The 23294-nt window shown below is 74.0% G+C and carries 23 protein-coding genes and 1 pseudogene; 10 read left to right on the top strand and 14 right to left on the bottom strand.

All coding sequences use genetic code 11. The features are described 5' to 3' along the window. Nucleotides 1-26 precede the first annotated feature (26 nt). The 3 genes from ACGFXC_RS27225 to ACGFXC_RS27215 form a co-directional block, all read right to left on the bottom strand. Nucleotides 27-920: an oxygenase MpaB family protein gene (locus ACGFXC_RS27225; RefSeq protein WP_393717022.1), complete on the bottom strand. Its 894-nt coding sequence runs from the start codon at nt 918-920 to the stop codon at nt 27-29. Between the two features lie 164 nt (nt 921-1084). Continuing rightward, nucleotides 1085-1459 carry a VOC family protein gene (locus ACGFXC_RS27220; protein WP_393717020.1) on the bottom strand — a complete coding sequence of 125 codons (375 nt, stop codon included), beginning with the start codon at nt 1457-1459 and terminating at the stop codon, nt 1085-1087. A gap of 55 nt (nt 1460-1514) precedes the next feature. Beyond that, nucleotides 1515-2138 (bottom strand): flavodoxin family protein, encoded by a 624-nt coding sequence (locus tag ACGFXC_RS27215; RefSeq protein WP_393717018.1) that lies wholly within the window; start codon nt 2136-2138, stop codon nt 1515-1517. Between the two features lie 156 nt (nt 2139-2294). Here ACGFXC_RS27215 and ACGFXC_RS27210 point away from each other — a divergent pair, with 156 nt between their 5' ends. After that, nucleotides 2295-3473, top strand: coding sequence for an aromatic acid exporter family protein (locus tag ACGFXC_RS27210; RefSeq protein ID WP_393717016.1), 1179 nt, complete (start codon nt 2295-2297; stop codon nt 3471-3473). On the opposite strand, the gene ACGFXC_RS27205 is transcribed toward ACGFXC_RS27210, so the two are convergent. The 3 genes from ACGFXC_RS27205 to ACGFXC_RS27195 form a co-directional block, all read right to left on the bottom strand. Continuing rightward, a complete protein-coding gene (locus ACGFXC_RS27205; protein ID WP_393717192.1) occupies nt 3445-4917 on the bottom strand; it encodes a SulP family inorganic anion transporter in 1473 nt (490 codons plus the stop codon). The genes ACGFXC_RS27210 and ACGFXC_RS27205 overlap by 29 nt on opposite strands. A gap of 346 nt (nt 4918-5263) precedes the next feature. Continuing rightward, the gene (locus tag ACGFXC_RS27200) at nt 5264-6520 is read right to left on the bottom strand and encodes a cation:proton antiporter (protein ID WP_393717014.1); all 1257 of its coding nucleotides are present in this window, start codon (nt 6518-6520) and stop codon (nt 5264-5266) included. A 5-nt stretch (nt 6521-6525) separates the two neighbouring features. After that, nucleotides 6526-6996 (bottom strand): cation:proton antiporter regulatory subunit, encoded by a 471-nt coding sequence (locus tag ACGFXC_RS27195; RefSeq protein ID WP_393717190.1) that lies wholly within the window; start codon nt 6994-6996, stop codon nt 6526-6528. A 283-nt stretch (nt 6997-7279) separates the two neighbouring features. On the opposite strand from ACGFXC_RS27195, the gene ACGFXC_RS27190 reads away from it, so the two are divergent. The 4 genes from ACGFXC_RS27190 to ACGFXC_RS27175 all read left to right on the top strand — a co-directional run bounded on the left by ACGFXC_RS27190 (nt 7280) and on the right by ACGFXC_RS27175 (nt 11210). After that, nucleotides 7280-8254 carry a sensor histidine kinase gene (locus tag ACGFXC_RS27190; protein ID WP_393717012.1) on the top strand — a complete coding sequence of 325 codons (975 nt, stop codon included), beginning with the start codon at nt 7280-7282 and terminating at the stop codon, nt 8252-8254. Continuing rightward, nucleotides 8251-8937, top strand: a complete 687-nt coding sequence (locus tag ACGFXC_RS27185) for a response regulator (RefSeq protein WP_393717010.1) — start codon at nt 8251-8253, stop codon at nt 8935-8937. Before ACGFXC_RS27190 ends, ACGFXC_RS27185 begins: the two co-directional genes overlap by 4 nt. A gap of 132 nt (nt 8938-9069) precedes the next feature. Continuing rightward, nucleotides 9070-9579, top strand: a complete 510-nt coding sequence (locus ACGFXC_RS27180; RefSeq protein ID WP_393717008.1) for a hypothetical protein — start codon at nt 9070-9072, stop codon at nt 9577-9579. 92 nt (nt 9580-9671) lie between these two features. Beyond that, nucleotides 9672-11210 carry a flotillin family protein gene (locus tag ACGFXC_RS27175; protein WP_393717006.1) on the top strand — a complete coding sequence of 513 codons (1539 nt, stop codon included), beginning with the start codon at nt 9672-9674 and terminating at the stop codon, nt 11208-11210. Nucleotides 11211-11313: 103 nt separating this feature from the next. Here ACGFXC_RS27175 and ACGFXC_RS27170 read toward each other — a convergent pair whose 3' ends face one another. Genes ACGFXC_RS27170 through ACGFXC_RS27160 form a run of 3 tightly spaced genes read right to left on the bottom strand, consistent with a single transcriptional unit; the run spans nt 11314 to nt 13872 of the window. Further along, the gene (locus ACGFXC_RS27170; protein ID WP_393717005.1) at nt 11314-12474 is read right to left on the bottom strand and encodes an oxygenase MpaB family protein; all 1161 of its coding nucleotides are present in this window, start codon (nt 12472-12474) and stop codon (nt 11314-11316) included. 28 nt (nt 12475-12502) lie between these two features. Then, nucleotides 12503-13561, bottom strand: a complete 1059-nt coding sequence (locus ACGFXC_RS27165; RefSeq protein ID WP_393717003.1) for a polyprenyl synthetase family protein — start codon at nt 13559-13561, stop codon at nt 12503-12505. Further along, complete coding sequence (locus ACGFXC_RS27160; RefSeq protein WP_393717001.1) at nt 13558-13872, bottom strand: polyprenyl synthetase; 315 nt, start codon at nt 13870-13872, stop codon at nt 13558-13560. The genes ACGFXC_RS27165 and ACGFXC_RS27160 overlap by 4 nt, the downstream gene beginning before the upstream one ends. Nucleotides 13873-14088: 216 nt before the next feature. Between ACGFXC_RS27160 and ACGFXC_RS27155 the strand changes: the two genes are divergently transcribed. The 3 genes from ACGFXC_RS27155 to ACGFXC_RS27145 all read left to right on the top strand — a co-directional run bounded on the left by ACGFXC_RS27155 (nt 14089) and on the right by ACGFXC_RS27145 (nt 16133). Beyond that, entirely contained in the window at nt 14089-14412 is a 324-nt protein-coding gene (locus ACGFXC_RS27155) for a hypothetical protein (protein ID WP_393716999.1), read from the top strand. Between the two features lie 364 nt (nt 14413-14776). Continuing rightward, a protein-coding gene (locus tag ACGFXC_RS27150; RefSeq protein ID WP_393717188.1) for an IS5 family transposase occupies nt 14777-15561 on the top strand; the annotation gives its coding sequence in 2 pieces (ribosomal slippage) (nt 14777-15110 and nt 15110-15561; 786 coding nt in all). A gap of 164 nt (nt 15562-15725) precedes the next feature. Then, on the top strand, nt 15726-16133 hold the full coding sequence (locus ACGFXC_RS27145) for a hypothetical protein (RefSeq protein ID WP_393716997.1): 408 nt from the start codon (nt 15726-15728) through the stop codon (nt 16131-16133). A gap of 415 nt (nt 16134-16548) precedes the next feature. On the opposite strand, the pseudogene ACGFXC_RS27140 reads toward ACGFXC_RS27145, so the two are convergent. Next, nucleotides 16549-16749 (bottom strand): annotated as a pseudogene (locus ACGFXC_RS27140) (aminotransferase class I/II-fold pyridoxal phosphate-dependent enzyme); the annotation flags it as partial. Next, on the bottom strand, nt 16750-17127 hold the full coding sequence (locus tag ACGFXC_RS27135) for a hypothetical protein (RefSeq protein WP_393716995.1): 378 nt from the start codon (nt 17125-17127) through the stop codon (nt 16750-16752). A 272-nt stretch (nt 17128-17399) separates the two neighbouring features. Here ACGFXC_RS27135 and ACGFXC_RS27130 point away from each other — a divergent pair, with 272 nt between their 5' ends. Beyond that, nucleotides 17400-19298, top strand: a complete 1899-nt coding sequence (locus ACGFXC_RS27130) for an ATP-binding cassette domain-containing protein (RefSeq protein ID WP_393716993.1) — start codon at nt 17400-17402, stop codon at nt 19296-19298. A 253-nt stretch (nt 19299-19551) separates the two neighbouring features. After that, nucleotides 19552-20133 (top strand): hypothetical protein, encoded by a 582-nt coding sequence (locus ACGFXC_RS27125; protein WP_393716991.1) that lies wholly within the window; start codon nt 19552-19554, stop codon nt 20131-20133. Nucleotides 20134-20324: 191 nt separating this feature from the next. Here the strand turns inward: ACGFXC_RS27125 and ACGFXC_RS27120 are convergent, their stop codons facing one another. The 3 genes from ACGFXC_RS27120 to ACGFXC_RS27110 form a co-directional block, all read right to left on the bottom strand. Next, nucleotides 20325-21122, bottom strand: a complete 798-nt coding sequence (locus ACGFXC_RS27120) for a TIGR04222 domain-containing membrane protein (protein WP_393716990.1) — start codon at nt 21120-21122, stop codon at nt 20325-20327. A 62-nt stretch (nt 21123-21184) separates the two neighbouring features. Next, nucleotides 21185-21796 (bottom strand): hypothetical protein, encoded by a 612-nt coding sequence (locus tag ACGFXC_RS27115; RefSeq protein ID WP_393716988.1) that lies wholly within the window; start codon nt 21794-21796, stop codon nt 21185-21187. An 86-nt stretch (nt 21797-21882) separates the two neighbouring features. Further along, nucleotides 21883-23268, bottom strand: coding sequence for a purine-cytosine permease family protein (locus ACGFXC_RS27110; RefSeq protein ID WP_393716986.1), 1386 nt, complete (start codon nt 23266-23268; stop codon nt 21883-21885). Nucleotides 23269-23294 lie beyond the last annotated feature (26 nt).

Raw genomic sequence — 23294 nt, 5'->3', positions numbered from 1 at the left:
ACGGCGGCGCGGACGAGGCGCGGGCCTCAGATACCGCCGGCCGGTGACGGGGGCGGGGGCGGGGGTGGGGTCAGGGCCCAGCGGATCGAGCGGGTCAGGGCGTGACCCGACAGGCGGACGCAGGCCGCCGCCGGGCCCGTCGCGGGGCGCAGGCCGAGCAGGCCGGGCGCCCAGGGGGGCAGCAGCGCGACCGCGTTCGCGGCGAGCAGGGCGTACGGGGGCAGGGCGGAGCGGGGCAGGGGCGGCCGGCGCAGCAGGAAGCGGGCCGCGTCCAGGGCCGCGGGCGTGGCCGCCAGCTCGGGACGGTAGCGCGCGAGCAGGGCCGTCAGCGCGGCCCGGTCGCGGGGCGGGTCCAGCACGCCGAGGGCCGCCGCGACCCGGGCGGTGTCCGCGACGTAGGCGTCGTACCCGGCGGCGTCCAGGGGGTGCGCGCCGAAGCGCTCGTGGGCCCGCAGGAAGCTGTCCACCTCGGCGGCGTGCACCCAGCCCAGCAGGTGCGGATCGGCCGCGGTGTAGGGCTGCCCCGCCACCGTGCCCCGTACGGCCGCGTGCACCGCCCGGACCCGGTCCACGGCGAGCTGCGCGTCGTGCGCGGTGCCGTAGGTGGTGACGGCGAGGAAGGTGCTGGTGCGCTGGAGGCGGCCCCAGGGGTCGCCGCGGAAGCCGGAGTGCGCGGCGACCGCCGCCATGGCGAGCGGGTGCAGGGACTGGAGCAGGAGCGCGCTCAGCCCCCCGATGAACATGGAGGCGTCGCCGTGCACGGCGCGGATGGGGCGTTCGGGGCCGAACCAGCGGGGTCCGGGCGTGGTGTGGATCCGGGCGCGGTTGGCGGGACCCGAGGGTCCGGCGACCCGGCCGAACAGCGTCGCCCCGGCCCGCTCCCGCAGGCGGCGCCGCCCGTCGCCCCGGGACTCGTCCATGCCGGTCTCCTGCCCGCCGGGGCCGCGTTCGGCGGCGGCCCTGGCGGCTCCGGGGGGAACGGAGCCGCCTGCGGCCGCCCGGCCGCCGCGGTGCGCCCGTCTCCTGAGGCGCACCGCCGCCACCGTCCACCGCGCGTATGTCCCCGTACGCGGCCGCCAAACGTTCAGTGCAGGCAGAGGCAGAACGGGTGCCCCGCCGGGTCCGCGTAGACCCGCCAGTTGGCGTCCGGGCGGATCCGGTCCGTGCGCTCCAGCACGGTCGCGCCGAGCGCGAGGGCACGCGCCTCCTCGGCCTCCAGGTCATCCACGTCGAAGTCCAGGTGCAGCTGCTGGGGCGGGCGTCCGCCGGGCCATTCGGGCGGCCGGTGGTCCGCCACCCGCTGGCAGGCCAGCGGCGTCCCCTCGAACCCGTGCACCTCGACCCAGTCGGGGTCCTGCGGGTCCTGGACCACCCGGCCGCCCAGCAGCTCGGCGTAGAAGCGGGCCAGCCCGGCCGGATCGGCGCAGTCGAGCGCGACCGCCTGCAATTTCCGGATCACTTCCGTACTCCTCCGTACACGGTTCCTTCGCGGTCGCGGGGCCCTGCCGCCGCGCTCAGGAGGGCGGGTAGACGCTGCGCTTGAGGCGGCGGGCGAGGTGGGCGGTGTTGGCGGCGAGGGTCCTGGTGGTGGCGGCGGTCTTCTCGGGGGTCTTGTCGAGGTCCTGGTAGTCGGTGCCCTGCATGGCTTCGCCGACCCAGTAGGTGACGGCGTTCGGGGCGAGGGAGAAGCCGACGTCGTTCAGGCCCTGGAAGACGTCGGCGCTGACCTTGTGCGCGCCGTCCTCGTTGCCGACGACGCACACCGCGGCGACCTTGCCGTAGGTGAGCATGCGGCCCTCCTCGTCGCTCTCGCCGATCTCCGCGTCGAGGCGTTCCAGCACCCGCTGGCAGACGCTGGAGGGGTGGCCGAGCCAGATCGGCGTCGAGATGATCAGGATGTCGGTGCCGAGGACCGTCTCCCTGATGTCGGGCCAGGCGTCGCCCTCGCCCATGTCGGTCTCCACGCCGGGCTTCACGTCGTGGTCCGCGATCCGGATGGTCTTGCCGCTCACGCCGTGCTCGGCGAGCGCGTCCAGGGTCTGCCGGGCGAGGAGCTCGGAGCTGGAGGCGGCCGGGGACGGGGAGAGGGTGCAGACCAGCGCGACGGCGCGCAGCGGGGTGTTCTCTGTGGCATCCATGACCTGCGACTACCCGGAGTTCCCGATCCCACCCCGGTGCCCGGTCCGCGCGGTTGCGGGAGCCCTGCCGGAGCGGTCCGGGCGCGGGGGGTTCGCCGCGCGGCGGCCGGGAAGGCGGGCGGCAGGAGGTGGTCGACGTTGCCCGGATGGCGTGCGTTGCCCGCGAGGGCCGCCGCGGCGGCGGCCGGGCGGGGCCGGTACCTGAGCCGCGCCCTGCGCGGGACGGGGAGCGAACGGGACGCGCTGGTACTGGGCGTGAAGTCGGTGTGCGCGGCGGTGGGGGCGTGGACGCTGGCCCGGTACCTGCTGCCGCCGGCCGTCTCCACCTTCGCGCCCTTCACCGCGCTGGTGACCTTGCAGGCGACGGTGTACCGCTCGGTGCGGGACTGCGTGCAGTACCTGGTGGCGATGACGGTGGGGGCCCTGCTCGCCGCGTCCCTGGCCGCCGTGGCGGGCATCCGCGTGTGGACCTTCGCCCTGCTCACCCTGATCGCGCTGTGCCTGGGACGGATCCGCCGGTTCGGGCAGCACGGCACCCAGGTCGCCGTCATCGGCTTCTTCGCCTTCTCCTCCGGGGCGGGGCGGATCGACTACATCGGACACCTGGTCGCCTCCGTGGCCATCGGCGCGCTCTGCGGCCTCGGGGCCCACCTGATCCTCGCCCCCGCCCGCCACACCGACCACCGGCGGCAGGCCGTCGCCGACCTCTTCGACGCGACGGCACTGCTGGCCGAGGACCTCGCGGGGGCGTTCGACACCGCCGGACCCGACGCGGAGCAGGTCCGGCGCCGGCGCCGCGAAGGGCGGGAGCTGGCCGCGCGCTGCCACGACGTGCGCCACGGCATCGGGGCCGAGATCGAGAACGGCCGCCTCAATCCCCGGCGCAGCACCGCCGGTGCGGTCGAGGCGCTGCCCCGCGCGCGCGAAGCGGTCGCCGTCGCCGAAGGCTGCCTGACCCACCTGCGGTCGATGACCCGGGCGCTGGACCACGCCCTCGCCGACCGGGAGACGGAGCACCTGACCGCCCCCTTCCGCGAGGGGCTGGCCCGCCTGCTGCGGACGGCGGGCCGTGCGCTGCGGGAGACCGGCCGCGCTTCTCCCGGGGAGGACGGCGACCTCGACGAGCTGATCGAGGGGGCGCGGCGGGAGCTGGAGCGGATCCGACGGCAGGCCCGGGCGACCGCCGAGACCCCCGCGTCGGTGCCCGTGGTGCAGGGCGCGCTCCTCAACGACGCCGGACGGCTGCTGGCCGACCTGCGCCGCGACGGCCCGGAGGCCGCTCCGCCTCCGAACCCGCACCGTGCGGTCAGTGGCCCGCCGCGAGCGCGCCGCTGAGCCGTTCGTGGAGGCGGGCGCTGGGGGAGTCGAGACCGGTGATCTCGACGGTCTTGCCGCGCTGGGCGTACTTCGCCGTGACGGCGTCGAGGGCGGCGACGGAGGAGGCGTCCCAGACGTGGGCCGCGCCGAGGTCGATGACGACCCGGCCGGGGTCGCCCGCGTAGTCGAACCGGCCGACGATGTCGTTGGCGGAGGCGAAGAACAGCTCGCCGGTGACCCGGTAGACGACGGTGGCGCCGTCGGGGTCGACGACGGCGCTCAGCCCGGCGGAGCGGGCCACGCGCTGGGCGAAGAGGACCATGGCGAGGACCGAGCCGACGACGACGCCGATCGCGAGGTTGTGGGTGGCGATCACGCAGGCGACGGTGACGAGCATGACGACGGTCTCGGCGGCCGGCATCCGCCGCAGCGTCCCCGGGGCGATGGACTGCCAGTCGAAGGTCGCGCACGAGACCATGACCATGACGGCGACCAGCGCGGCCATCGGGATGTCGGAGACCACCGGGCCGAAGACGACGCACAGCACCATCAGGAAGGCGCCCGCGAGGAAGGTGGACAGCCGGGTGCGGGCGCCGGACACCTTCACGTTGATCATCGTCTGGCCGATCATGGCGCAGCCGCCCATGCCGCCGAAGAAGCCCGTGACGATGTTGGCCACGCCCTGGCCGACGGACTCGCGGGTCTTGTTCGAGCGGGTGTCGGTGATCTCGTCGACGAGCGTGGCCGTCATCAGCGATTCCATGAGGCCGACCAGGGCCATCGCGAACGCGTAGGGGGCGATCGTGGTCAGCGTCTCCAGCGTGAACGGCACGTCCGGCAGCCCCGGCACCGGCAGGGAGGAGGGCAGCTCGCCCTTGTCGCCCACGGTCGGCACCGCGATGGCCGCGCCGACGGTGATGAGGGTCAGGACGACGATCGAGACCAGGGGGGCGGGGATCACGGTGGTGATCCTCGGGAGGAACACCATGAGCGCCAGGCCCGCGGCGAGCAGCGGGTAGACCGCCCACGGGACGTCGTACAGCTCGGGGATCTGGGCCATGAAGATCAGGACGGCGAGCGAGTTGACGAAGCCCACCATCACCGGACGCGGCACGAACCGCATTAGCTTCGCCACCCCCAGCGCGCCCAGGACGATCTGGAACGCGCCCGCCAGGATCACGGCCGCGATCAGGTACCCGAGACCGTGTTCGCGGTTCAGCGGGGCTATGACGAGGGCGACGGCGCCGGTGGCCGCGGAGATCATCGCCCGCCGGCCGCCGACGACCGAGATGACGACCGCCATCGTGAACGAGGCGAACAGGCCGAGCGCCGGATCGACGCCGGCGATGACCGAGAACGAGATCGCCTCGGGAATCAGGGCCAGGCCGACGACCAGGCCCGCGAGGACCTCGGTGCGCCAGACCTTCGGGTCGGAGATCCAGCCGGGCTTCAGCCCCCGCAGGCGCGCGGCCGTGGCGGAGCCGGGGGCGGGGGCGGGGGCGGGCGCGGAGGCGCGGGCGGCGCCGGCGGAAGCGTCAGCCGAAGAGCCGGTGGAAGCGCCGGTGGAAGCGCCGGTGGAAGCGTCAGCCGAAGCGTCGGTGGACGCGTCGGCGGAAGGGGAGGACACGGGAGACGGAACCTGTCGTGCTCGGGCACACCCGTTCGGGCAGGGCCGGGTGTGCGGGAGGATACGGAGGGGCCGGCCGGCAGGGGCCGGGCGGCGCGACGCCGCCCACGGCCCCGGCAACCCTACCCCGGCCGCCCGGCTCCCCCCTGGCCCGGATGCGCGCCCCGGCCGGGACCGCCGCTCAGGGCCGTCCGGCCGGATCCTGCGCCCCGGCCTGCTCCTTGAGCTCCTCCGCGGACCCCGCCCCGGCGGGTACGGCGGCCCGGACCGGCCCGGAGCGGGCCCGGCGGGCGCCGATCCAGGCGGCCACGGGCTCGGTGTAACGGGCGGTCAACGGGCCGATGACCACGAGGATCAGGACGTACGCGGTCGCGAGCGGCCCCATGGCGGGCTCGATGCCCGCCGACACCGCGAGGCCCGCGATGACGATCGAGAACTCGCCGCGGGCCACGAGCGTGCCCCCCGCCCGCCAGCGCCCCTTGACCCCGACCCCGGCCCGCCGGGCCGCCCAGTAGCCGGTCGCGATCTTCGTACCGGCCGTGACCACGGCGAGCGCCAGCGCGGGCAGCAGCACCGGCGGGATGCTCGCGGGATCGGTGTGCAGGCCGAAGAAGACGAAGAACACGGCGGCGAACAGGTCGCGCAGCGGGCTGAGCAGGGTGTGCGTGCCCTCGGCCACCTCACCGGACAGGGCGATTCCGACGAGGAAGGCACCGACCGCGGCGGACACCTGCAACTGCTGGGCGATGCCCGCCACCAGCAGCGTCAGCCCGAGCACGACCAGGAGCAGCTTCTCCGGGTCGTCACTGGAGACGAAGCGGGAGATCACGCGCCCGAAGCGGACGGCCACGAACAGGACCGCGCCCGCCACGCCCAGCGCGATGGCCAGGGTCGCGCTGCCGGCCGCCAGGCTCACCCCGGCGAGCAGCGCCGTGATGATCGGCAGGTACACCGCCATCGCCAGGTCCTCCAGGACCAGGATGCTGAGGATCACCGGCGTCTCGCGGTTGCCGAGCCGCCCCAGGTCCCCCATCACCTTGGCGATCACCCCCGAGGAGGAGATCCACGTGACGCCGGCCAGCACCACGGCCGGGACCGGCCCCCAGCCCATCAGCAGCGCCGCGGCCGCGCCCGGTACGGCGTTGAGCGCGAAGTCGACGAGCCCCGCCGGGTACTGGGTCTTCAGGTTGGAGACCAGGTCGCTGGCCGTGTACTCCAGCCCCAGCATCAGCAGGAGCAGGATGACGCCGATCTCGGCGCCGATCGCGACGAACTCCTCGCTCGCCCCCATCGGCAGCAGCCCGCCGGTCCCGAAGGCCAGCCCGGCCAGCAGGTACAGCGGTATCGGCGAGAAGTGGAAGCGGCCCGCGAGCCTGCCGAGCAGCCCCAGGCCCAGGATGATCGCACCGAACTCGATCAGGAAGACAGCGGAGTGCACGGGCGTCACTCCCGTCCGAGTATCGAGGCGGCCGCGTCGACGCCCTCGCGGGTGCCGATCAGGATCAACGTGTCCCCGCCGGCCAGCCGGAAGTCCGGCGCCGGTGACGGACGGGCCTCCGCGCGCCGCAGTACGGCCACGATCGACACCCCCGTCTCCGTCCGCATCCGCGTCTCGCCGAGCAGCCGCCCGTTCCAGTACGAGTGCCCGGACAGCTCGATCCGCTCCGCGACCAGCCCCAGGTCGGTGGTGTGCAGCAGGCTCGGGCTGTGGTGGGCGGGCATCAGCGCGTCGATCAGCGAGCCCGTCTCCGCCCCGGTCAGGTGCAGTGACTGGGCACACGCGTCGGGGTCGTCGCCCCGGTAGACGTTCACCGTCCGGGTGCCGTCACGGTGGGCGATCACCGACAGGTGGCGGCGTTCGCGGGTGGTGAGGTCGTACTGGACCCCGATGCCGGGCAGTGGTGTGGTGCGCATCCGTGCGGCGGGCACAGCCGTCCCCCTCGTGTTCGTTCCGTACACAGCTACAGCCGGCGGCTCGGCCCCGGGCAGGGGGAGGCCGCTCGGCGGGCCCATGGTGCCACTTTTCGCATGACGGAAATATGGGTGTCGGCACGGATGGACAGCGGCCCGCCGTCCCGGTGAGGATGGGGCGGGGACGTGGGTTCCGCCGCAGGTCAGCACGGCCGCAGGCGGGACGGCCGGGCGGGCCGGGTGGCCGCGGCGGATGCCGGGCGACCGGCCGGAAAGGCGTGTGTCCGTGTCTCTGTACTGGCGGATCTTCCTCCTGAACGCCGGTGTCCTGGCCGTCGCCGTGGGCCTGTTGCTGGGCCCCGTCACCGTCTCCACGCCCGTGCGCGCCGGCGAGGCGCTCGTCGTCCTCGGCGGCCTCGGCGCGATGCTGGTCGTCAACGCGGTGCTGCTGCGGGTCGGGCTGGCCCCCCTCGCCCGCCTGAACCGGGCGATGGCCACCGCGGACCTGCTCAGGCCCGGAACCCGGCCCGCCGTCACGGGCGGCGGGGAGGTCGCCGAACTCACCCGTACCTTCAACGCCATGCTCGACCGCCTCGAAGCCGAGCGGGCCACCAGCAGCGGCCGGGTGCTCACCGCGCTGGAGGCCGAGCGCACGCGCATCGCGCGGGAACTCCACGACGAGATCGGCCAGACCCTGACCGCCGTCCTCCTCCAGATCAAGCACGCCGCCGACCGCGCCCCCGAGCCGGTCCGCACCGATCTGCACCAGGCCCAGGAGACCACCCGCGCCAGCCTGGACGAGATCCGCCGCATCGCCCGCCGGCTGCGCCCCGGCGTCCTGGAGGAACTCGGCCTGCACAGCGCCCTGCGGTCCCTGGCCGCCGAGTTCACCACCCCGCGCCGGCTGGGTGTGAGCGCCCACATCACCCCCGGCCCGCCCCACCTGGACCCCGCCACCGAGCTCGTCCTCTACCGCGTCGCCCAGGAGGGCCTGACCAACGCCGCCCGCCACTCCGGCGCCACCCGCGTCGAGGTCCACCTGCGGCCGCAGCCGCGCGGCGGCGTCGTCCTGCTGGTCCGGGACGACGGGCGGGGGCTCGGGGACGCGGCCGAGGGCGCCGGCATCCGGGGCATGCGGGAACGGGCGCTGCTGATCGGTGCCGCGTTCGCCATCGGCCCCGGCCCGTACGGCGGCACCGAGGTCCGGCTCGACACCACCGGCGCCGCCGCCTCCCCCGACTCGACGAGGGCCACACGATGACGACCCACCCCGGCCCCGGCTCCCGGCCCGGCTCCCGGCCCGCCCGCATCCTGCTCGCCGACGACCACACCCTCGTGCGCCGGGGCGTCCGCCTCATCCTCGACGCCGAGCCCGACCTGGCCGTGGTCGCGGAGGCCGCCGACGGCGCCGAAGCCGTGGACCTGGCACACCGCCTCGACCTCGACCTCGCCGTCCTCGACATCGCCATGCCCCGCAGGACCGGTCTGCAGGCCGCCCGGGAACTCGCCCGCACCCGCCCGGGGCTGCGGATCCTGATGCTCACCATGTACGACAACGAGCAGTACTTCTTCGAGTCGCTGCGCGCGGGCGCCTCGGGCTACGTCCTCAAATCCGTCGCCGACCGCGACCTCGTCGAAGCGTGCCGGGCCGTGCTGCGGGACGAGCCGTTCATCTACCCCGGGGCGGAATCCACCCTCATCCGCACCTACCTCGACCGCGCCCGCGACGGCGGTCCGATCCCGGAACGGCCCATCACCGAACGCGAGGAGGAGATCCTCAAGCTCGTCGCCGAGGGCCACAGCTCCAAGGAGATCGGCGACCTCCTCGTCATCAGCCCCAAGACCGTGGAGCGGCACCGGGCCAATCTGCTCCAGAAGCTCGGGCTGCGCGACCGTCTCGAACTGACCCGCTACGCGATCCGCGTGGGCCTGATCGAGCCGTAGCCCCGTGGGCGGCCGGGCCTGGCTGCGTCAAAGGCGCGTAAAGACTGCCGGAACCTGGCAATGAACGCGGGCCGCCCCCGCTGGCACGATGGGGCTGTCCGGCGAAAACGTCAGCCGCGGGGGAGGCCGTCCATGGGGGTACTGCTGGGACTCGGCATCTTCGGAACCGCCCTGCTGGCCTGTTCGCTGGTGTTCGACGGGGTGCTCGAAGGCAGCCTCGGCGGTGTCCCGCTCGGACCGTTCGACGGGTGGCTGTCGCTCCCGGTGATCGCGGGCTTCGTGGCGATGCTCGGTTTCACGGGGGCGATCGTGCTCGGGACCACCGGTCTCGGGCCGGGAGCGGCGGCCGCCACGGGGGCCGCCGCCGGAGCGGCCACCGGCTGGCTCACGTACCGGTTCTCCCGCTCGCTCGCCCGGGACGACGCCGGAGCCGCCCCGCGGCAGGGCGAGCTCGTCGGTTCGGCCGGATCCGTCGTCACCGCCATTCCGGCGGCCGGCTACGGCGAGGTGCTGCTGCGGCTCGGCGGCCAGCCGGTCAAGTACGCGGCCACCGCCGACGGCCCCGTCGCCCTCGGCGCCGAGGTGTGGGTGCTGGCGACGCCGTCGTCCACCTCGGTCGTCGTCCGCGCCGTCGCGCCCTGACCGGGCCGTACCCGTTCCCGTACCCCTTCCCATCAGTTCTGTTCCGTTCACCACCGAACTTGCCCCCCCCCAGGGAGGCAGGGGGGATCCACATGAGTTCTGTCGTCACCGCGGTCGTGGGAGTGGTCGTACTCCTCGTGCTGCTCGCCCTCGTCGTCGTCACCCGCTACAAGGTCGCCGGGCCCAGCGAGGCCTTCATCATCACGGGCCGCCGTGGCAAGAGGTCGACCGACCCCGATACCGGGGCGGTGTTCACCGACAACAGCGGCCAGAAGGTCGTGGTCGGCGGCGGGGTCTTCGTCGTCCCCTTCGTCCAGCAGCGCTACACCCTCGACCTGTCCAGCCGTCACATCCCCATCGCGGTGCGGGGCGCGGTCACCCTGCGCGGCATCAAGGCCAACCTGGAAGGCGTCGCGATCGTCAAGGTCGGCGGCAACGAGGACGCCATCCGCGCCGCCGCCCAGCGCTTCCTCCAGCAGCAGGACGGCATCGTCGGCTTCACACAGGAGGTCCTGTCGGGCGCCCTGCGGGCCATCGTCGGGCGGATGTCGGTGGAGGACATCATCCGTGACCGTGCCGCGTTCGCGGGCCAGGTCGCCGAAGAGGCCGAGGCGAGCCTGTCCGGGCAGGGGCTGGTCCTCGACGCGTTCCAGATCCAGGACATCACCACCGAGGGCTCCTACCTGGAGGACCTCGGACGCCCGGAGGCCGCCCGGGCCCGGCAGGAGGCGGACATCGCGGAGGCCAGTGCCCGCCAGGCGGCCGAACAGGCCCGGCTCAGGGCCGAGGAGGAGATCGCGGTCGCCGAGCGGACGCTGTACCTGCGCCAGGCCGAGATCAAGGCGGAGACGGACGCGGCGGCGGCCCGGGCGAACGCCGCCGGCCCGCTGGCCGACGCCGACCGCCAGCAGCAGATCCTCGCCGAGCAGGAAAAGGTGGCCGAACGCCGGGCGGCGCTCACCGACCGCCAGCTCGACACCGAGGTCCGCAAGCCCGCCGACGCCCGCCGCTACCAGGCGGAGCAGGAGGCCGAGGCGCTGCGCGTGGCCCGGGTCAAGCAGGCCGAGGCCGAGCGGCTGGCCGACATCGCCGGGGCCCAGGCCGAAGCCGAGCGGGCCCGGCTGACCGGTGAGGGCGAGAAGCAGCGCCGTTCGGCCCTGGCCGAGGCCGAGGCCATCGAGGGCGCCAAGCGCGGCGAGGCCGAACGCGCCCGGCGCGCGGCGATAGCGGAGGCCGTACGCCTGGAGGGCGAGGCGGACGCCGCGGCCATCGCGGCCCGGGGCTCCGCCGAGGCCGGGGCGATGCAGCAGAAGGCCGACGCCTTCGAGAGCTACGGCGACGCGGCCGTGGTCCAGATGCTGGTCGAGGCGCTGCCCCAGATCGTGGCCAAGGCGGCCGAACCGCTGGCGGCCATCGACAAGTTGACCGTCATCTCCACCGACGGCGCGGGCAAGCTCACCCGGGGCGTGGCCGACAACGTCGCCCAGGGCATGGAACTGCTCGGCGCCACCACCGGCATCGACCTCGCGGGACTCCTCAAGGGCCTCACCGCCACCGCCCCCGCCACCGCCCCCGCCCCGGAGCGGGAGCCGCGGGCCGCCGCCGACGGCAAGATCGCCATCGCCGGCTGACCCGGGGGAGCTCCGCCTGCCCTGTCGTCCGTGGGACCGTCCGGCCGGGCGGCCCCGCGGACGGCGGGGACCACGGGGTGGGACCGCTGCGGTTCGGCATGGCTCAGGCGGGCGCGGGGGCCGGCGGCGTCCAGCGGCGGCTGCCGGAGACGGAGCCGGGCACGCCGTAGTCCTTCCTGAGGTGTTCGGGGACGGCGTAGTGCATGACGCGGCCGCGGGTGAGGGAGGACAGGGCGAAGACCGAGCTCAGATGGCCGAGGCGGTCCAGGGCCCAGGCCCCGAGCGGCGAGCGGTCCTCCAGGGTCTCCAGCACGCCCAGCAGGTGGGGCACGGCCTTGACGAGGGTGTCCCACGAGGTGCGCGGGACCCGGAGCCAGTCGGCCGGGGTGTCGCCGACGAGGTGCCGGATGAGCGCGGAGACGACCGGGTCGAAGAGGGTGCCGGGCACCACCTCCTCGTAGAGGTCGATCAGTTGCCTCGTGAGGTGCGCGCCCTCCTCCGAGGGCCCCATGTGCCGCAGCATGTACCGGTCGAGGAAGTGGCGTGCCTCGTCGAGGGAGGCGGGTACGGCGTCCTGGTCGACGCCGAGCATGGCGCCGACGACCCGCCAGGCGTAGTAGTACGCCCGCGCGCCTTCCTCCGACATGTGGATGCCGAGGCGGTGCAGGCTGTCCAGGACGAGCATCGAGAAGAACATCTGCCCGCCGATCATGTCCTCCTGACAGATCGGGGTGCCGAGCGCGTCGCCGTCCCAGCGGTTCTCGCGCGTGAGGTGGTGGCGGATGGAGGCGTGCAGGAGGCGGACCTTCTGCGCGGCCGGGATGAAGCGGCTGCCGGCCTCGAAGGCGTCGGGCTGCATGAGGTAGACGGTGAACTGGCCGGTCTCCGCCATCCGCTTGGAGGGGTACTGCAGTCCGTGGGTCGCCGACAGGAGCCTGGCGACGTGCGGGACGAGGTAGCAGGCGGGCATGGCCGCGAAGGACAGCGCGGTGGTGATGTGCACGTTGTTGTCGATGAAGAAGAGCCGGGCCCTCTCCATTTCCTCCCAGTCCACCCAGGAGGGCGGGACGCGGGTGGCTTCCAGGTACTCCCGCGCCACCTCGGGGAGTCCGTCCGGGAGCGGGGCGCCGGCGGTGGACACGTAGCGCATCAGGGTGTTGAACGTGCCGACCTCGCCGCGTTCGAACAGCGTGGCCACCGTCGCGTCGGCGAGCTCGTCACCGCTGCGGCGCAGGGCGTCCATGGACGCCGCGGTGTGGATCATGGCGGGGCTCCTCGTGTCGTCGTCCGGGTCAGGAAGGGCGGACCGCGGCCGAGTGCGCCAGCGCGGTCAGGGCCGTCGCGGCGTGGGCCGGGACGTCCAGCGCGTGCAGGGTGTCGAGCGCCTCCCCGACCCGGGCGCTGATCATGTCCTCGATGCGGTCGGGGGTCCCCAGGTCGCGCATCACCTCGCGGACCGCGTCCACGCCGTCCCGGCCGAGGTCGCTCCGGCCGAGGAGGGAGTCCAGCAGTTCGCGCTCGTCGTCCCCGGCGAGGCGCCAGGTCTCCGCCAGCAGGGCCGTGGGGCGGTGGCCCCGGAGGTCGTCCGCGTTGGCCTTCCCGGTGTCCCGGGTGGCACCGAACAGGCCGAGCAGGTCGTCGCGCAGCTGGAAGGCCTCGCCCAGCGGCAGCCCGTACGCGGAGTAGCCCTCGCGCAGCGGCCGCCCGGCCCCGGCCAGGGCGCCGCCGATGAGGAGGGGCTGCTCGACGGTGTACTTGGCCGTCTTGTACCGGATGACCTTCAGCGACTGGGCGACGTCCGGGCGGGCCCCGGTGCGCAGGATCTCCAGGCACTCGCCGGCGATGAGTTCCCGGGCCATCAGCAGCCACAGGGGCCGGGCCCGGGTCAGGTAGGCGGCGGGCAGGCCGCTGGTGGCGAAGAGGTCGCCGGCGAGGGCCATCAGCAGGTCGCCCGTCAGCATGGCCAGCGACTTCGCGGCGTCCTGGCCGCCCCGGGGGCCGCGCACGGCGGTGCGCAGCGCGACGTGCGCGGTCGGGCGGCCGTGGCGCAGCGGGCTGTCGTCGATGAGGTCGTCGTGCGTCACGGCCGCGGCGTGCACCAGCTCCATGGAGGCCGCGGCCCGTACCAGCGCGTCGCTGTCCGGCTGTCCGACCGCCCGCCAGCCCCAGTAACAGAACGCCGCCCGCAGCCGCTTGCCGTGTGCGACCGCCGCTTCGAGCTGGAGGGCCACCGGGGCCAGGAGCGGGTCCACGGCGGCGAACCGGTCGGCCTCCCGGGCGACGTAGCGCTGGAGCACCTCGTCGACGCGGGCCTTGAACGCGGCCGGGTCCCAGCCCTCGCCGGGCGTCATGGCCGGCCCGCCGGGCCCGGGTCCGCTGCTGCGGCGCCGGCCGCCGCGCGCTGCCGGGCCAGGACGGTCCGGGCCAGGATCTCCAGGTGGGCGGGGGGCGGGGCCGCGTACCGGTCCAGGGCCAGGCGTCCGCGCGCCATCAGATCGTGTTCCGCTTCGGCCGCCAGTGCGCCGGTGTCCGAGCGGCGCAGCAGCCCCCGTACCGTGCCCAGGGCCGAGCCCAGTGTGCTCAGGGCCAGGTCGGCCAGCCCGGCGGCCAGTAGTACCGCCTGTTCGTCCAGGCCCGTGTGCCGCCCCGGTTCCTGCGCCATGTCACTCCCCGCCCCTCGCACGTCCGGCGGCGTCGGTCACACGCCGTGTGCACCAGCATGGCGCCGTGCGGGGTCGCGGGGGGCGGCTGTTCACGATCGGAGGGCATCTCGCTCGAACGTCCGGATCCGCTGCGTTAAGGATCCGAAATGTTCCTTTCCTCTACCTTCGGCGGTGTCGGAAGACGACAACCACGGCAGGTAAACAGAGGAGTTCCCATGCACATCGGCAAGAAGATCGTCGCCACCTCCGTCGCGGCGCTGATCGGCTCGTTCGCGGTGGCCGGAGCCGCCAGTGCCGCCCCCGCGGCGCACCCGGCCCAGGACCACCGCCGGACGGTCGAGGCGCCCCGGTCCACGGAACACGTCCCGGCCCGCAAGGCGGCCGACGGCGCGGCGGGAGCGTCGCAGAGCCGGTACGCCCGGACCGTCGAGGTGCCCGCGGGCACCGAGCACGTGAAGGGCGGCGAGGCCTCCCGCGCCCGTACGGTCACCCAGCCGGCCGGCACCCCCCACATCCCCGCCCGGCCCGCGGCCGGGTGACCCTTCGCCCCGGGCGTCAGGCGGTTGCCCCGGCCCCCGCGCGGGGGCAACCGCCGGGCCCGGAAAGGACTCCAGGGAGAGTTCCGTCATGTCCGGATCGGCGATGTACCGGTCCTCCTGGAGCGGCATGCCGCCCTGCCCGTCCGGTACACGCCGCGGGTGCCAGACGGAACCCCACCGCTTGCCACCCGTCGCGGGAAGGCCCCGGCTGCGGCGTAGATCGTGGGGCTCCTTCCACTGCTCGCCGGCGCGGTCGGACTCGAAGGCAGCGAGTTCGAGGAGCAGGCCCCGGGTTGAATCGTCCTCCGGGTTTGGCGTGATCTTGCGGCAGTCTGGTGTGGTGACGACTGGGCTCGTACAGCGGATGGTGCCGGACGGCTTGTGGGAGTTGTTCGAACGTGTGGTGCCGCCAGCGCCGGAACGCCCCCAGGGCGGCGGGCGGCGTCGGCATGGGGATCGTGAGGTGCTGGCCGCCATCATCTTCGTGGCCACGTCAGGGTGCACGTGGAATCAGCTGCCACCCGGCTTCGGCCCCTCCGGAGTGACGGCGTTCCGGCGGTTCACTGAGTGGTCGCGGGCCCGGGTGTGGGGCAAGTTGCACCGTCTGGTCCTGGATGAACTCGGTGCTCGCGGCGAGTTGGACTGGTCGAGGTGCGCGATCGGCTCCGTGAGCGTCCGGGCCCTCAAAGGGGGCCGCTGACGGGACCGAATCCGACCGACCGTGGCAAAGCCGGATCGAAAATCCACCTCATCGTCGACCGCAACGGTCTGCCCCTTTCGATCGGCGTCTCGGCCGCCAACGACCACGACAGCCTGGCCCGCATTCCGGTGATGCGCGGGATACCTCCGATCCGCTCCCGCTTCGGCCCGCGACGCCGTCGCCCCGCCAAGCTCCACGGCGACAAGGGTGACGACTACGGCCATCTGCGCAACTGGCTGCGGCGTCGACGGATCGTGCCCCGCATCGCACGACGGGGGATCGAAGCCTCCGACACGCTGGGCAGGCACCGCTGGGTGGTCGAACGAACAGTGTCCTGGCTGAACGGATGCCGACGCCTGCACCGCCGCTACGAACGCAAGCCCGAGCGCTTCCTCGCCTTCGCCGGCATCGCCAGCACCCTCATCTGCTACCGCCGCATCATCAAATGAAATGGCGTCCTCCGGCGAGCGGCCCATCGCTCAATGCGGTGTGCACAGCGGGGTTGTCAGTGCGCATCGAGCAGAGTTGAACATGTTCAAGCTTCGTGGCAGTGTGAGGGCCAGGCGATCTGCTGTGCGAAGCAGTCGGGGCTTGACGTACGCAAGGGGGAGTCATGCGTGATGAACGAGGGCGAGTCGCTGCGGGGCTGCGTGGAGTGGTCTTGGCAGTCGCGGGGCTGACGCTGGCCACGGGGTGCCTAGGGCAGCCACAGAAACTGGCTCGGCCCGACATTGTAGGCACCTGGACCGAGGGTAATACCGGAACCCTGCTCTTCAAGAACGACGGCACCGTCGTCGCAACCAACCTTGCCGAGTTCAATAACGACGGCGACAAGGTGTCGGAGTGTAGCGGCACCGGCAAGTGGGGCGCTTATCCCGACGACAAGGAAGCGGAGAAGGTGTGGACCACCGTCTGCGACGGCAACCCGTGGGAATTCGGCGGCTCGAGGGCGCATCCGACGATGCGGCGCGGCGTGGGAGATCCTGACAACGGGGACGCTCAAACCCTCAGCCGCAAGTAGCGGAAGCCGCCCGGCGCGTCCAGCCCGCCGATCAGGTGCACCCGGAGGTGGCCACGAAGACGATCGCAGCCAGGACCTCCCCATCCCCATGCCGACGCCGGCCACTGCCCCGAGCCGAGAGGATGTGACACCGATGGGACGACACCGCCGCACCGAGCCGGAGTCGGGCTCTTGGCCGAAGCCGAACGGCCCGCTCGCCGAGTTCGAGGAACGCCGGCAACCTCCGGCCGGGATCGTGCGCCGCCACCGACCGGCGGGAGGAGGCGCGAGCCACCTGCGCCCCGAGGAGCCCCGACTCCTCCAACAGGGGGACGGCTACGCCTACGCACCGGCCGGTACTGCGCCAGACCTCAACGCGGCACGGACCTGGGAGCGGGCGCCGCTCCGCCCCTGAGGCCGCCCCGGTCGGCAATCCGTCGTGCAGCCCGATGACGCCGAGCCGCCACCCGGTGCGGCCGTAGTGCTTAGAGTACGAGTACACGAGCAGGGGGTTGCGCGGGAGGTCCGCGGCGAGCGAGCGGAAACCGGGCACGAAGGTGCAGTGGACGTCATCGGTGACGATCAGCAGGTTGGGGTTGCTGGTCGCGACGATGTCCCTGACCAGGTCGGCGACGCGCTACCAGATCTGCACCCCGCCGCCGGCCCGCGAGGCCCGCCGGGCGGCGTCGAGGATGTTGTCCAGGCGGTCGCCGATCGCGGCGGTCCGCCGGGCGGCGGGCCCGGCCGGGTCCGGGCCTGCGGCGATGGCGTCGAGGTGGTCCCGCAGCAGGAGCGCCTCCGCGAGGAACTCCCGTACGTCGTGCGGGGCGACGCGGAGGTCGCCCCCGGCCAGCTGGGGGAAGAACCGCGCACCGAGCGCGCGGACGGCGGGCGATCCCCACACCTCGGTGCGCCAGCTCTCGAAGCCCGCCAGGTCCGACGACCCGGCAGGGACGTCGAGGAAACGGACGCCGCCGTTCTCGTCGGCGGTGAACACATCGACGGACAGGCTCATGCCCGCAGTGGATCACGTCCCGGCCCGAGCGGTCCACGCAGTTTCGCCCCGGCCGCCCGGGCACCCGGCCGCGCCCTCCCGGGCAGCCCTCGGCGATTCGGCCAACCCCCTTGCGTGGCACTCCTGTTGCGGGAGACGGGTCGATGCACCCGGCACGCTCCGCGAAGCCCGCGATCCCGGGGGTCCGAGGCCGACCGAAATACATGTGTTCGATATTGCGGCCCCGTCGTTGAGCCCCGTGACGATGCCGGACGGACCTCCAGGGGGAGCAGTTGACCTCGGCCGATGCGCAAGAGCAGCAGACCACCGGCAGCCGGCGGCCCCCGCCGCCCCCGCCGGCGGAGATCACCTACAGCGGGCAGTACTCCGTCAATCCGCTCGCCACCGTTTCCTTCCGGCGGATGTGCGGGCAGATCCCGGCCGTCCTCACCCGCATCGCCCGGGTGTCCTGGCGGACGGACCGGCGGGCCGTCCAACTGCTCGCCGGCTGCCAGGCGGTCACGGGCGTCGCGGCCGCCGTGCTGCTCGCGGCCACCGCCCGCGCCATGGGGTCCGTCCTGGGCGACGGCTCCGCACCCGACCGGCTGCGCGGTGCGCTGCCCGCCCTGCTGGTGGTGGCGTCGGCCGCCGCGCTGGCCCGGGTGTCGGGGGCGCTGGCCGCGTACGCCGAGCGCCGCATCACCCCGCGGCTGACCACCGAGACGGACACGGCGCTGGTCGAGGCGGTGTGCCGCGTCGAGGCCTCGGCGTACGCGGAGGACGGCTTCGCGGACCGGCACGAGGCGGCCGAGATGGGCGTCATGCGCACCCACGTGATGGTCACCGACGCCCAGCGGTTCCTCTCCGCGCTCATCCGCATGGTGAGCGCCGTCGGCGTGCTGTCCGTGCTGAACCCGCTGCTGCTGCCCCTGCTCCTGCTCGCCGTGCTGCCCGCCGGCGTCGGCGCCGTCCTGACCGCCCGGGTCGACTACGAGATCCACTACGCGAACGTCGCCGACCGCAACGTGCGCGGCATGATGCGCTGGTGGGCGACCACGCCGAAGTACGCCGACGAGGTGCGCGCCAACTCGATGACGGACTACCTCGTCTACTGGTACCGGGCCCTCTCCGACCGGTGCGACCGGCGCACCCTCGCCGCGGCGCCCCGGACCCTGCGGATCGCCCTGCTGTCCGCCGGGGCCGGCGGCGTGTTCCTCGTCGTGACCTGGGGCGCGCTGGCGTGGCTGGCGGTGTCCGGCCGGATCGGGCTCGCGGTGGCCGCGACGGCCGTCATCGCCGTGCAGAGCACGCTCGCCGCGCTCTCCCAGGTCGTCGTGAACGGAGCCGCGGTCTTCCACACCAGCCTGTACCTCGGCGACATGCAGTCCTTCCTCGACGAGGCCACCGCCCGCGCCCCCCGGCGGGGGCCCCGCGCCCACGCCGGACCGGCCGAGGAGATCCGGCTGGAGGAGGTCGCGTACCGCTACCCGGGCAAGGCCAGGCCGGCCGTCGACGGGGTCTCGCTCACCCTGCGGCGCGGCCAGATCCTCGCGATCGTCGGGGCGAACGGCTCGGGGAAGTCCACCCTCACCCGGCTGCTGACCGGGATCTACCTGCCGGACAAGGGCAGGGTGACCTGGAACGGCACCGACCTCGCCGAGGTGGATCCCGTCACGGTGTGGCAGGACACGGGTCTGGTGCCGCAGATCTTCGCGCAGTGGCCGCTGCGGGTGCGCGACAACGTCACGCTGGGCCAGCCCCGCACCCACGACGACGCCCCGGTGTGGGAGGCGATCGACGCGGTCGGTCTGCGCGAGGCCGTCGACGACCTGCCCGCGGGCCTGGACACCCTGCTGTCGCGCGACGTCTTCGGCGGCGCGGAGCTGTCGGGCGGGCAGTGGCAGCGCGTCGCCTGTTCCCGGGCCCTGTACCGGCGCCCGGGGCTGCTGATCCTGGACGAGCCCACCTCGCAGATGGATCCGCGCGGCGAGCACCAGATCTTCGAGCGGATCAAGGCCATCGCGGGGGACCGCATCACCATCGTGGTCACCCACCGGCTGGAGAACACGAAGATCGCCGACCACATCGTCGTCATGGAACACGGCCGCATCACCGAGCAGGGGCGCTACGACGACCTGGTCCATGCCGGCGGTACCTTCGCGGAACTGCTCGAACTCTCCCAGGACCGCTGACCGCTGACCGCTGACCGCTGACCGCCGGCCCCGGCCCCGGCCCCGGCCCCGGATTCCGACCCCGGGGCCCGGGGCCCTCGGACCCGGGGCCCTCGGACCCGGGGCCCTCGGACCCGGGGCCCTCGGACCCGGGGCCCTCGGACCCGGACTCCGACCCCGAGCCGCCCCCTGATCCAACCCCGCGATGTCCTGGGGGTGTTGTCAGGGTGATCACCAATGGCGGCGCCACGACACCCGTCGGCAAGCTGTGGTCATGACAAAGCAAGCAGTGCGACTCACCCGGATCTCCTTCATCGCGGCCCCCGTCCTCCTCGTGGTCTACGGGTCCATCCGACTTCTGGTGGAGGGGTCCAAGGAGCCGGGCGCGGCGTGGATCACCGGCCATCTCGCCTTCCTCTCCGGGGTGTTGCTCTTCGGAGTGGTCTGCGACGGACTGCGCCGCGCGGCGGCCGCGGAGGCCGGCCCGGTCCGGCGGAGGGTGGTCAACGTGGCCTGGCCGGTCGCGTGGGCGGGCGTGGCCGCGGCCACGGCCCAGGCGGCGATCGACATCTACGCGGGGATCCGGGCCGACGACAAGGCGGAGATGAGCGAGATCTTCGCCCGGGTGCAGGACGTGCCCGGGGTGATGCCCGTCGTGTACACGGTCGTACCGGTCTTCCTCTACATCGGCGTGATCGCCCTCCTCGCCGCGCTCAAGGGCCCCCGGGCCGTCCCCTCGCTCGTGGCGTTCGTCCTGGGCACGGTCGCCATCGCGGCGAACCTCGACTTCCTGCCGCTCGGCGGGCTGCTCTACCTCCTGGCCTTCGCCCCGCTCCGCCACCGGGTGGGTGCGTGACGCACCTCCCGCCAAATGGTTTACGATTCAACCGGTGCTGTGACGTCGGTGCCCGCCCGCCCCCCGGCGTGGTCACCGCGACGTCCGGCGCCGTGCGGGCCGCGGCCGGAACCCCGCCGCGGGCCCCCGGGGGGCCGGTGCCCTTCCCCCGTGCGCACCGGCCCCCCGCCCCTTCGCCCCCGACGGCCTCCTCAGCCTCCGCATCCCCCCTGCGACGGGTGCCAGCCCCCCTGCCCGCTGCGCTCCATGGGCTCCCTCGGGGGGCGGGTCAGCAGCCCGCTCTCCTCGGTGAACCGGGGCAGCTGCGCGCGCAGCGCCGGCCCGCCGAACAGCGCCGCGCTCAGCAACACCGCGCCGGGGTCGCCCCGTTCCGTGGCCCGGCGCGTCCCGGCGTGCAGCAGACGCAGCCGGGCCAGCAGGGCCGCACCGCGCCGGGTGCGCCGGGACGCCGCCCACAGCGCGAGCGCGCCCACGTCGGCGAGGCCGCCGAGCCACAGCCATGCCGCCGGTGCCCCGGCCGCCCCGCCCGCCCCGGCCGTGACCGGCAGGGCGGCGAACACCGGCAGCAGCAGCGCCCGTTCGGCCCACCGCCGCTTCGCGGACACCAGCAGCCCGGCCCGTTCCAGCCTGCGGGTCGTCTCCCCGAGGGCGCCCCGCACCCGCTCGTGGTCGTGGAGCCTGCCGGGGTGCGTCCGCCGGTACAGGGCCCCGTACACGGCGCGGGCCGGCCCGGAGCAGCCCTTCGGCGGCACCCGGGTGGGGACGCTCAGGACCGTCCGCCGGAACTCCGCCCGCACCGCGCCGCCGAGGTAGAGCTCGACCAGCGCGGTCTGCGTCGCCGCCCGTACGCCCCCGCGCAACAGCCCGGCCTCGACCGGCGACAGCGCCCCGACGGGCACCCGAACGCGCCCGCCGCCGAGCCGCAGCGCCCCGGCCAGCAGCACCAGGCACCAGGCCGCGCCGGTCACCGCCCAAGCCGTCGACGCCATGCCGCACCACCCCCCGCCCACAGCATCCCCGCCCGCGCGCCGCCCATGCCCGGCCGGGGCCGTCAGGGCACGGCGCGCTCGACGGTGGAGACCACCCGGACCAGGGACGGAGCCGCGGGGGCCGACCCGAAGCCGAACCGCACGGGCGGGGAGACCGGAGCCAGCGGGCCGAGGTCGGCGCCGTCGAGGCGGGCCCGGGCGGCGACGATGGGCCGCAGGTCGCAGGCGGCGTACCACTGGCGGCATCCGGGGCGCGAGCTGCCCCGGGTGCGTACGCCGGTCATCAGGCGGGAGGGCGCGTCCGCCAGGGCCGCCCACAGCGGCCTGCGGGCGAGCGGCCGGGGGACGGCCCGCAGGGCGAGGCCGAGCGGGCCCCGGCGACCCGCCCGGAACCACAGCTCCAGCGGCCCCGCCGCGACCTCCCACAGGCCGTCGCGGCCGCGTACGCTCACCGGGACCGTCCGGACCTCGTCGAAGTGGTAGACGGAGGCGACGTACCCGGCCGTCTCGGCGGTGGGCGCCAGCAGCGTGCGCAGGCCGTCAGCGCGCTCCAGCATCACGTCGCTGAACGGGCCGAAGGGCGACCGCGGCCAGTGGCCCACGACCACCCGCGCGCCGGATCCCGTCCCGACGGCGGCGATCCACCCGTCGAAGGTCAGCCGTTCGGTTTCCATGCCCCATGGATACCCCACGGCGCACGGACACCCCCGGAGGACGCGGGTCCCGGCCCACGCCTCTAGGCCTCTACGCCTCTACGCCTCTACGCGTCCGCGGCCGGACGGACGGTCGCGGCGGGCGGGTCGGCGCTGCGCCGCGCCCAGAGCCAGTACAGGGCCGAGGTGGCCACCAGTCCGACGATCCACGAGACGTCGGCGCCGCCGAGCCGCTCGGTGACCGCGCCGGTGTAGAGCGCGGTGGCCAGGAACGGGACCTGCACGACGATGCCGAGGAGGTAGCAGGCCAGCGCGGTGACGTTCCAGCGGCCGTAGCGGCCCGCCGGGTCGTAGAGGGCCGGGATGTCGACGCGTTCCCGGGAGATCAGGTAGTAGTCGACCAGGTTGATCGCGCTCCAGGGCGTGAACACGGTCAGGAGCAGCAGCACGAAGTTCTTGAAGTGGGTCAGGAAGTCGTCGCTGGCGGCCAGCGCGATGGCCAGGGACACCGCGATGAAACCGGTGATGGAAGCGGCGCGCACCCCGGGCGCGACGTGCGGGCGACGGTCGAAGGCGGTGACGGTGGTCAGGACCGACATGAATCCGCCGTAGGCGTTCAGGCAGTTGACGGTCAGCTTGCCGACGACGATCACCAGGTAGACGAGAAACGCCGGGAACGCCGGACCGGCCAGCTCGCCGAGGAAGCCCACCTGGTCGGGCAGGAAGGCCGCGCCCGCGACGGCGGCCGTGAGCGCGCCCAGCGTCATGGCCCACTGGGATCCGATGACGGAGCCGGCGAAGGTGCACCAGAACGTCGCCCGGGCGCTCGTGTCGCGCGGCAGGTAGCGCGAGTAGTCGGCGACGTAGGGCCCGAAGGTGAGCTGCCAGCCGGCCCCGAGCCCCACGGCGAGCAGGAAGGTCGCCGCCTCGAACCCCTTGACGCCGACGTGCGCGCCGACGTCGTACCGGGTGAACAGCCGGACCATCAGGTAACCGAGGCCGAGAGCGCCGGCGACGGTCGCGACGCGGCCCGCGACGTGGATGAGGCGGTAGCCGGTCACGGCGACGACGGCGGTCAGCGCTCCGAAGACGAGGATCCCGGCGGCCGTCCCGACGTGGAGCAGCGCGGCGACCGCCTGTCCGGCCAGCACGCTGCCGGTCGCGGCGAAGCCGAGGTACATGAGGATCACCAGCAGCAGCGGCAGGACCGCCCCGTACACGCCGAACTGCGCCCGGCTGGAGATCATCTGCGGTACGCCCAGCCGCGGCCCCTGCGCGGAGTGCAGGGCCATGACGACGCCGCCGAGCACGTTGCCGAGGAGCAGCGCGGGTATCGCCCACAGCGGGTCGGCGCCGAAGACCACCGACAGCGCGCCGTCGACGATCGCGGTGATCTGCATGTTGGCGCCGAACCAGAGGGTGAACTGGCTGCGCGGCGTGCCGTGCCGTTCGGCGTCCGGGACGGCTTCGATGGTCCGCCGCTCTGCCGGCATGTGGGTGGCCTCTCCCCCGTCGTGGT

Origin of the sequence: Streptomyces sp. NPDC048507 (genome assembly GCF_043199995.1) — a bacterium.
GTDB lineage: Bacteria > Actinomycetota > Actinomycetes > Streptomycetales > Streptomycetaceae > Streptomyces.
The sequence above is the reverse complement of the archived record's forward strand: the minus strand, read 5'-3'. Positions and strand labels throughout refer to the sequence as shown.

Excerpts from the sequence above, each read along its gene's own strand:
- ACGFXC_RS27225 (WP_393717022.1), bottom strand. The coding sequence starts at position 920 with ATGGACGAGTCCCGGGGCGACGGGCGGCGCCGCCTGCGGGAGCGGGCC.
- ACGFXC_RS27215 (WP_393717018.1), bottom strand. The coding sequence starts at position 2,138 with ATGGATGCCACAGAGAACACCCCGCTGCGCGCCGTCGCGCTGGTCTGC.
- ACGFXC_RS27195 (WP_393717190.1), bottom strand. The coding sequence starts at position 6,996 with ATGCGCACCACACCACTGCCCGGCATCGGGGTCCAGTACGACCTCACC.
- ACGFXC_RS27185 (WP_393717010.1), top strand. The coding sequence starts at position 8,251 with ATGACGACCCACCCCGGCCCCGGCTCCCGGCCCGGCTCCCGGCCCGCC.
- ACGFXC_RS27180 (WP_393717008.1), top strand. The coding sequence starts at position 9,070 with ATGGGGGTACTGCTGGGACTCGGCATCTTCGGAACCGCCCTGCTGGCC.
- ACGFXC_RS27175 (WP_393717006.1), top strand. The coding sequence starts at position 9,672 with ATGAGTTCTGTCGTCACCGCGGTCGTGGGAGTGGTCGTACTCCTCGTG.
- ACGFXC_RS27170 (WP_393717005.1), bottom strand. The coding sequence starts at position 12,474 with ATGATCCACACCGCGGCGTCCATGGACGCCCTGCGCCGCAGCGGTGAC.
- ACGFXC_RS27165 (WP_393717003.1), bottom strand. The coding sequence starts at position 13,561 with ATGACGCCCGGCGAGGGCTGGGACCCGGCCGCGTTCAAGGCCCGCGTC.
- ACGFXC_RS27160 (WP_393717001.1), bottom strand. The coding sequence starts at position 13,872 with ATGGCGCAGGAACCGGGGCGGCACACGGGCCTGGACGAACAGGCGGTA.
- ACGFXC_RS27155 (WP_393716999.1), top strand. The coding sequence starts at position 14,089 with ATGCACATCGGCAAGAAGATCGTCGCCACCTCCGTCGCGGCGCTGATC.
- ACGFXC_RS27145 (WP_393716997.1), top strand. The coding sequence starts at position 15,726 with ATGCGTGATGAACGAGGGCGAGTCGCTGCGGGGCTGCGTGGAGTGGTC.
- ACGFXC_RS27135 (WP_393716995.1), bottom strand. The coding sequence starts at position 17,127 with ATGAGCCTGTCCGTCGATGTGTTCACCGCCGACGAGAACGGCGGCGTC.
- ACGFXC_RS27125 (WP_393716991.1), top strand. The coding sequence starts at position 19,552 with ATGACAAAGCAAGCAGTGCGACTCACCCGGATCTCCTTCATCGCGGCC.
- ACGFXC_RS27120 (WP_393716990.1), bottom strand. The coding sequence starts at position 21,122 with ATGGCGTCGACGGCTTGGGCGGTGACCGGCGCGGCCTGGTGCCTGGTG.
- ACGFXC_RS27115 (WP_393716988.1), bottom strand. The coding sequence starts at position 21,796 with ATGGAAACCGAACGGCTGACCTTCGACGGGTGGATCGCCGCCGTCGGG.
- ACGFXC_RS27110 (WP_393716986.1), bottom strand. The coding sequence starts at position 23,268 with ATGCCGGCAGAGCGGCGGACCATCGAAGCCGTCCCGGACGCCGAACGG.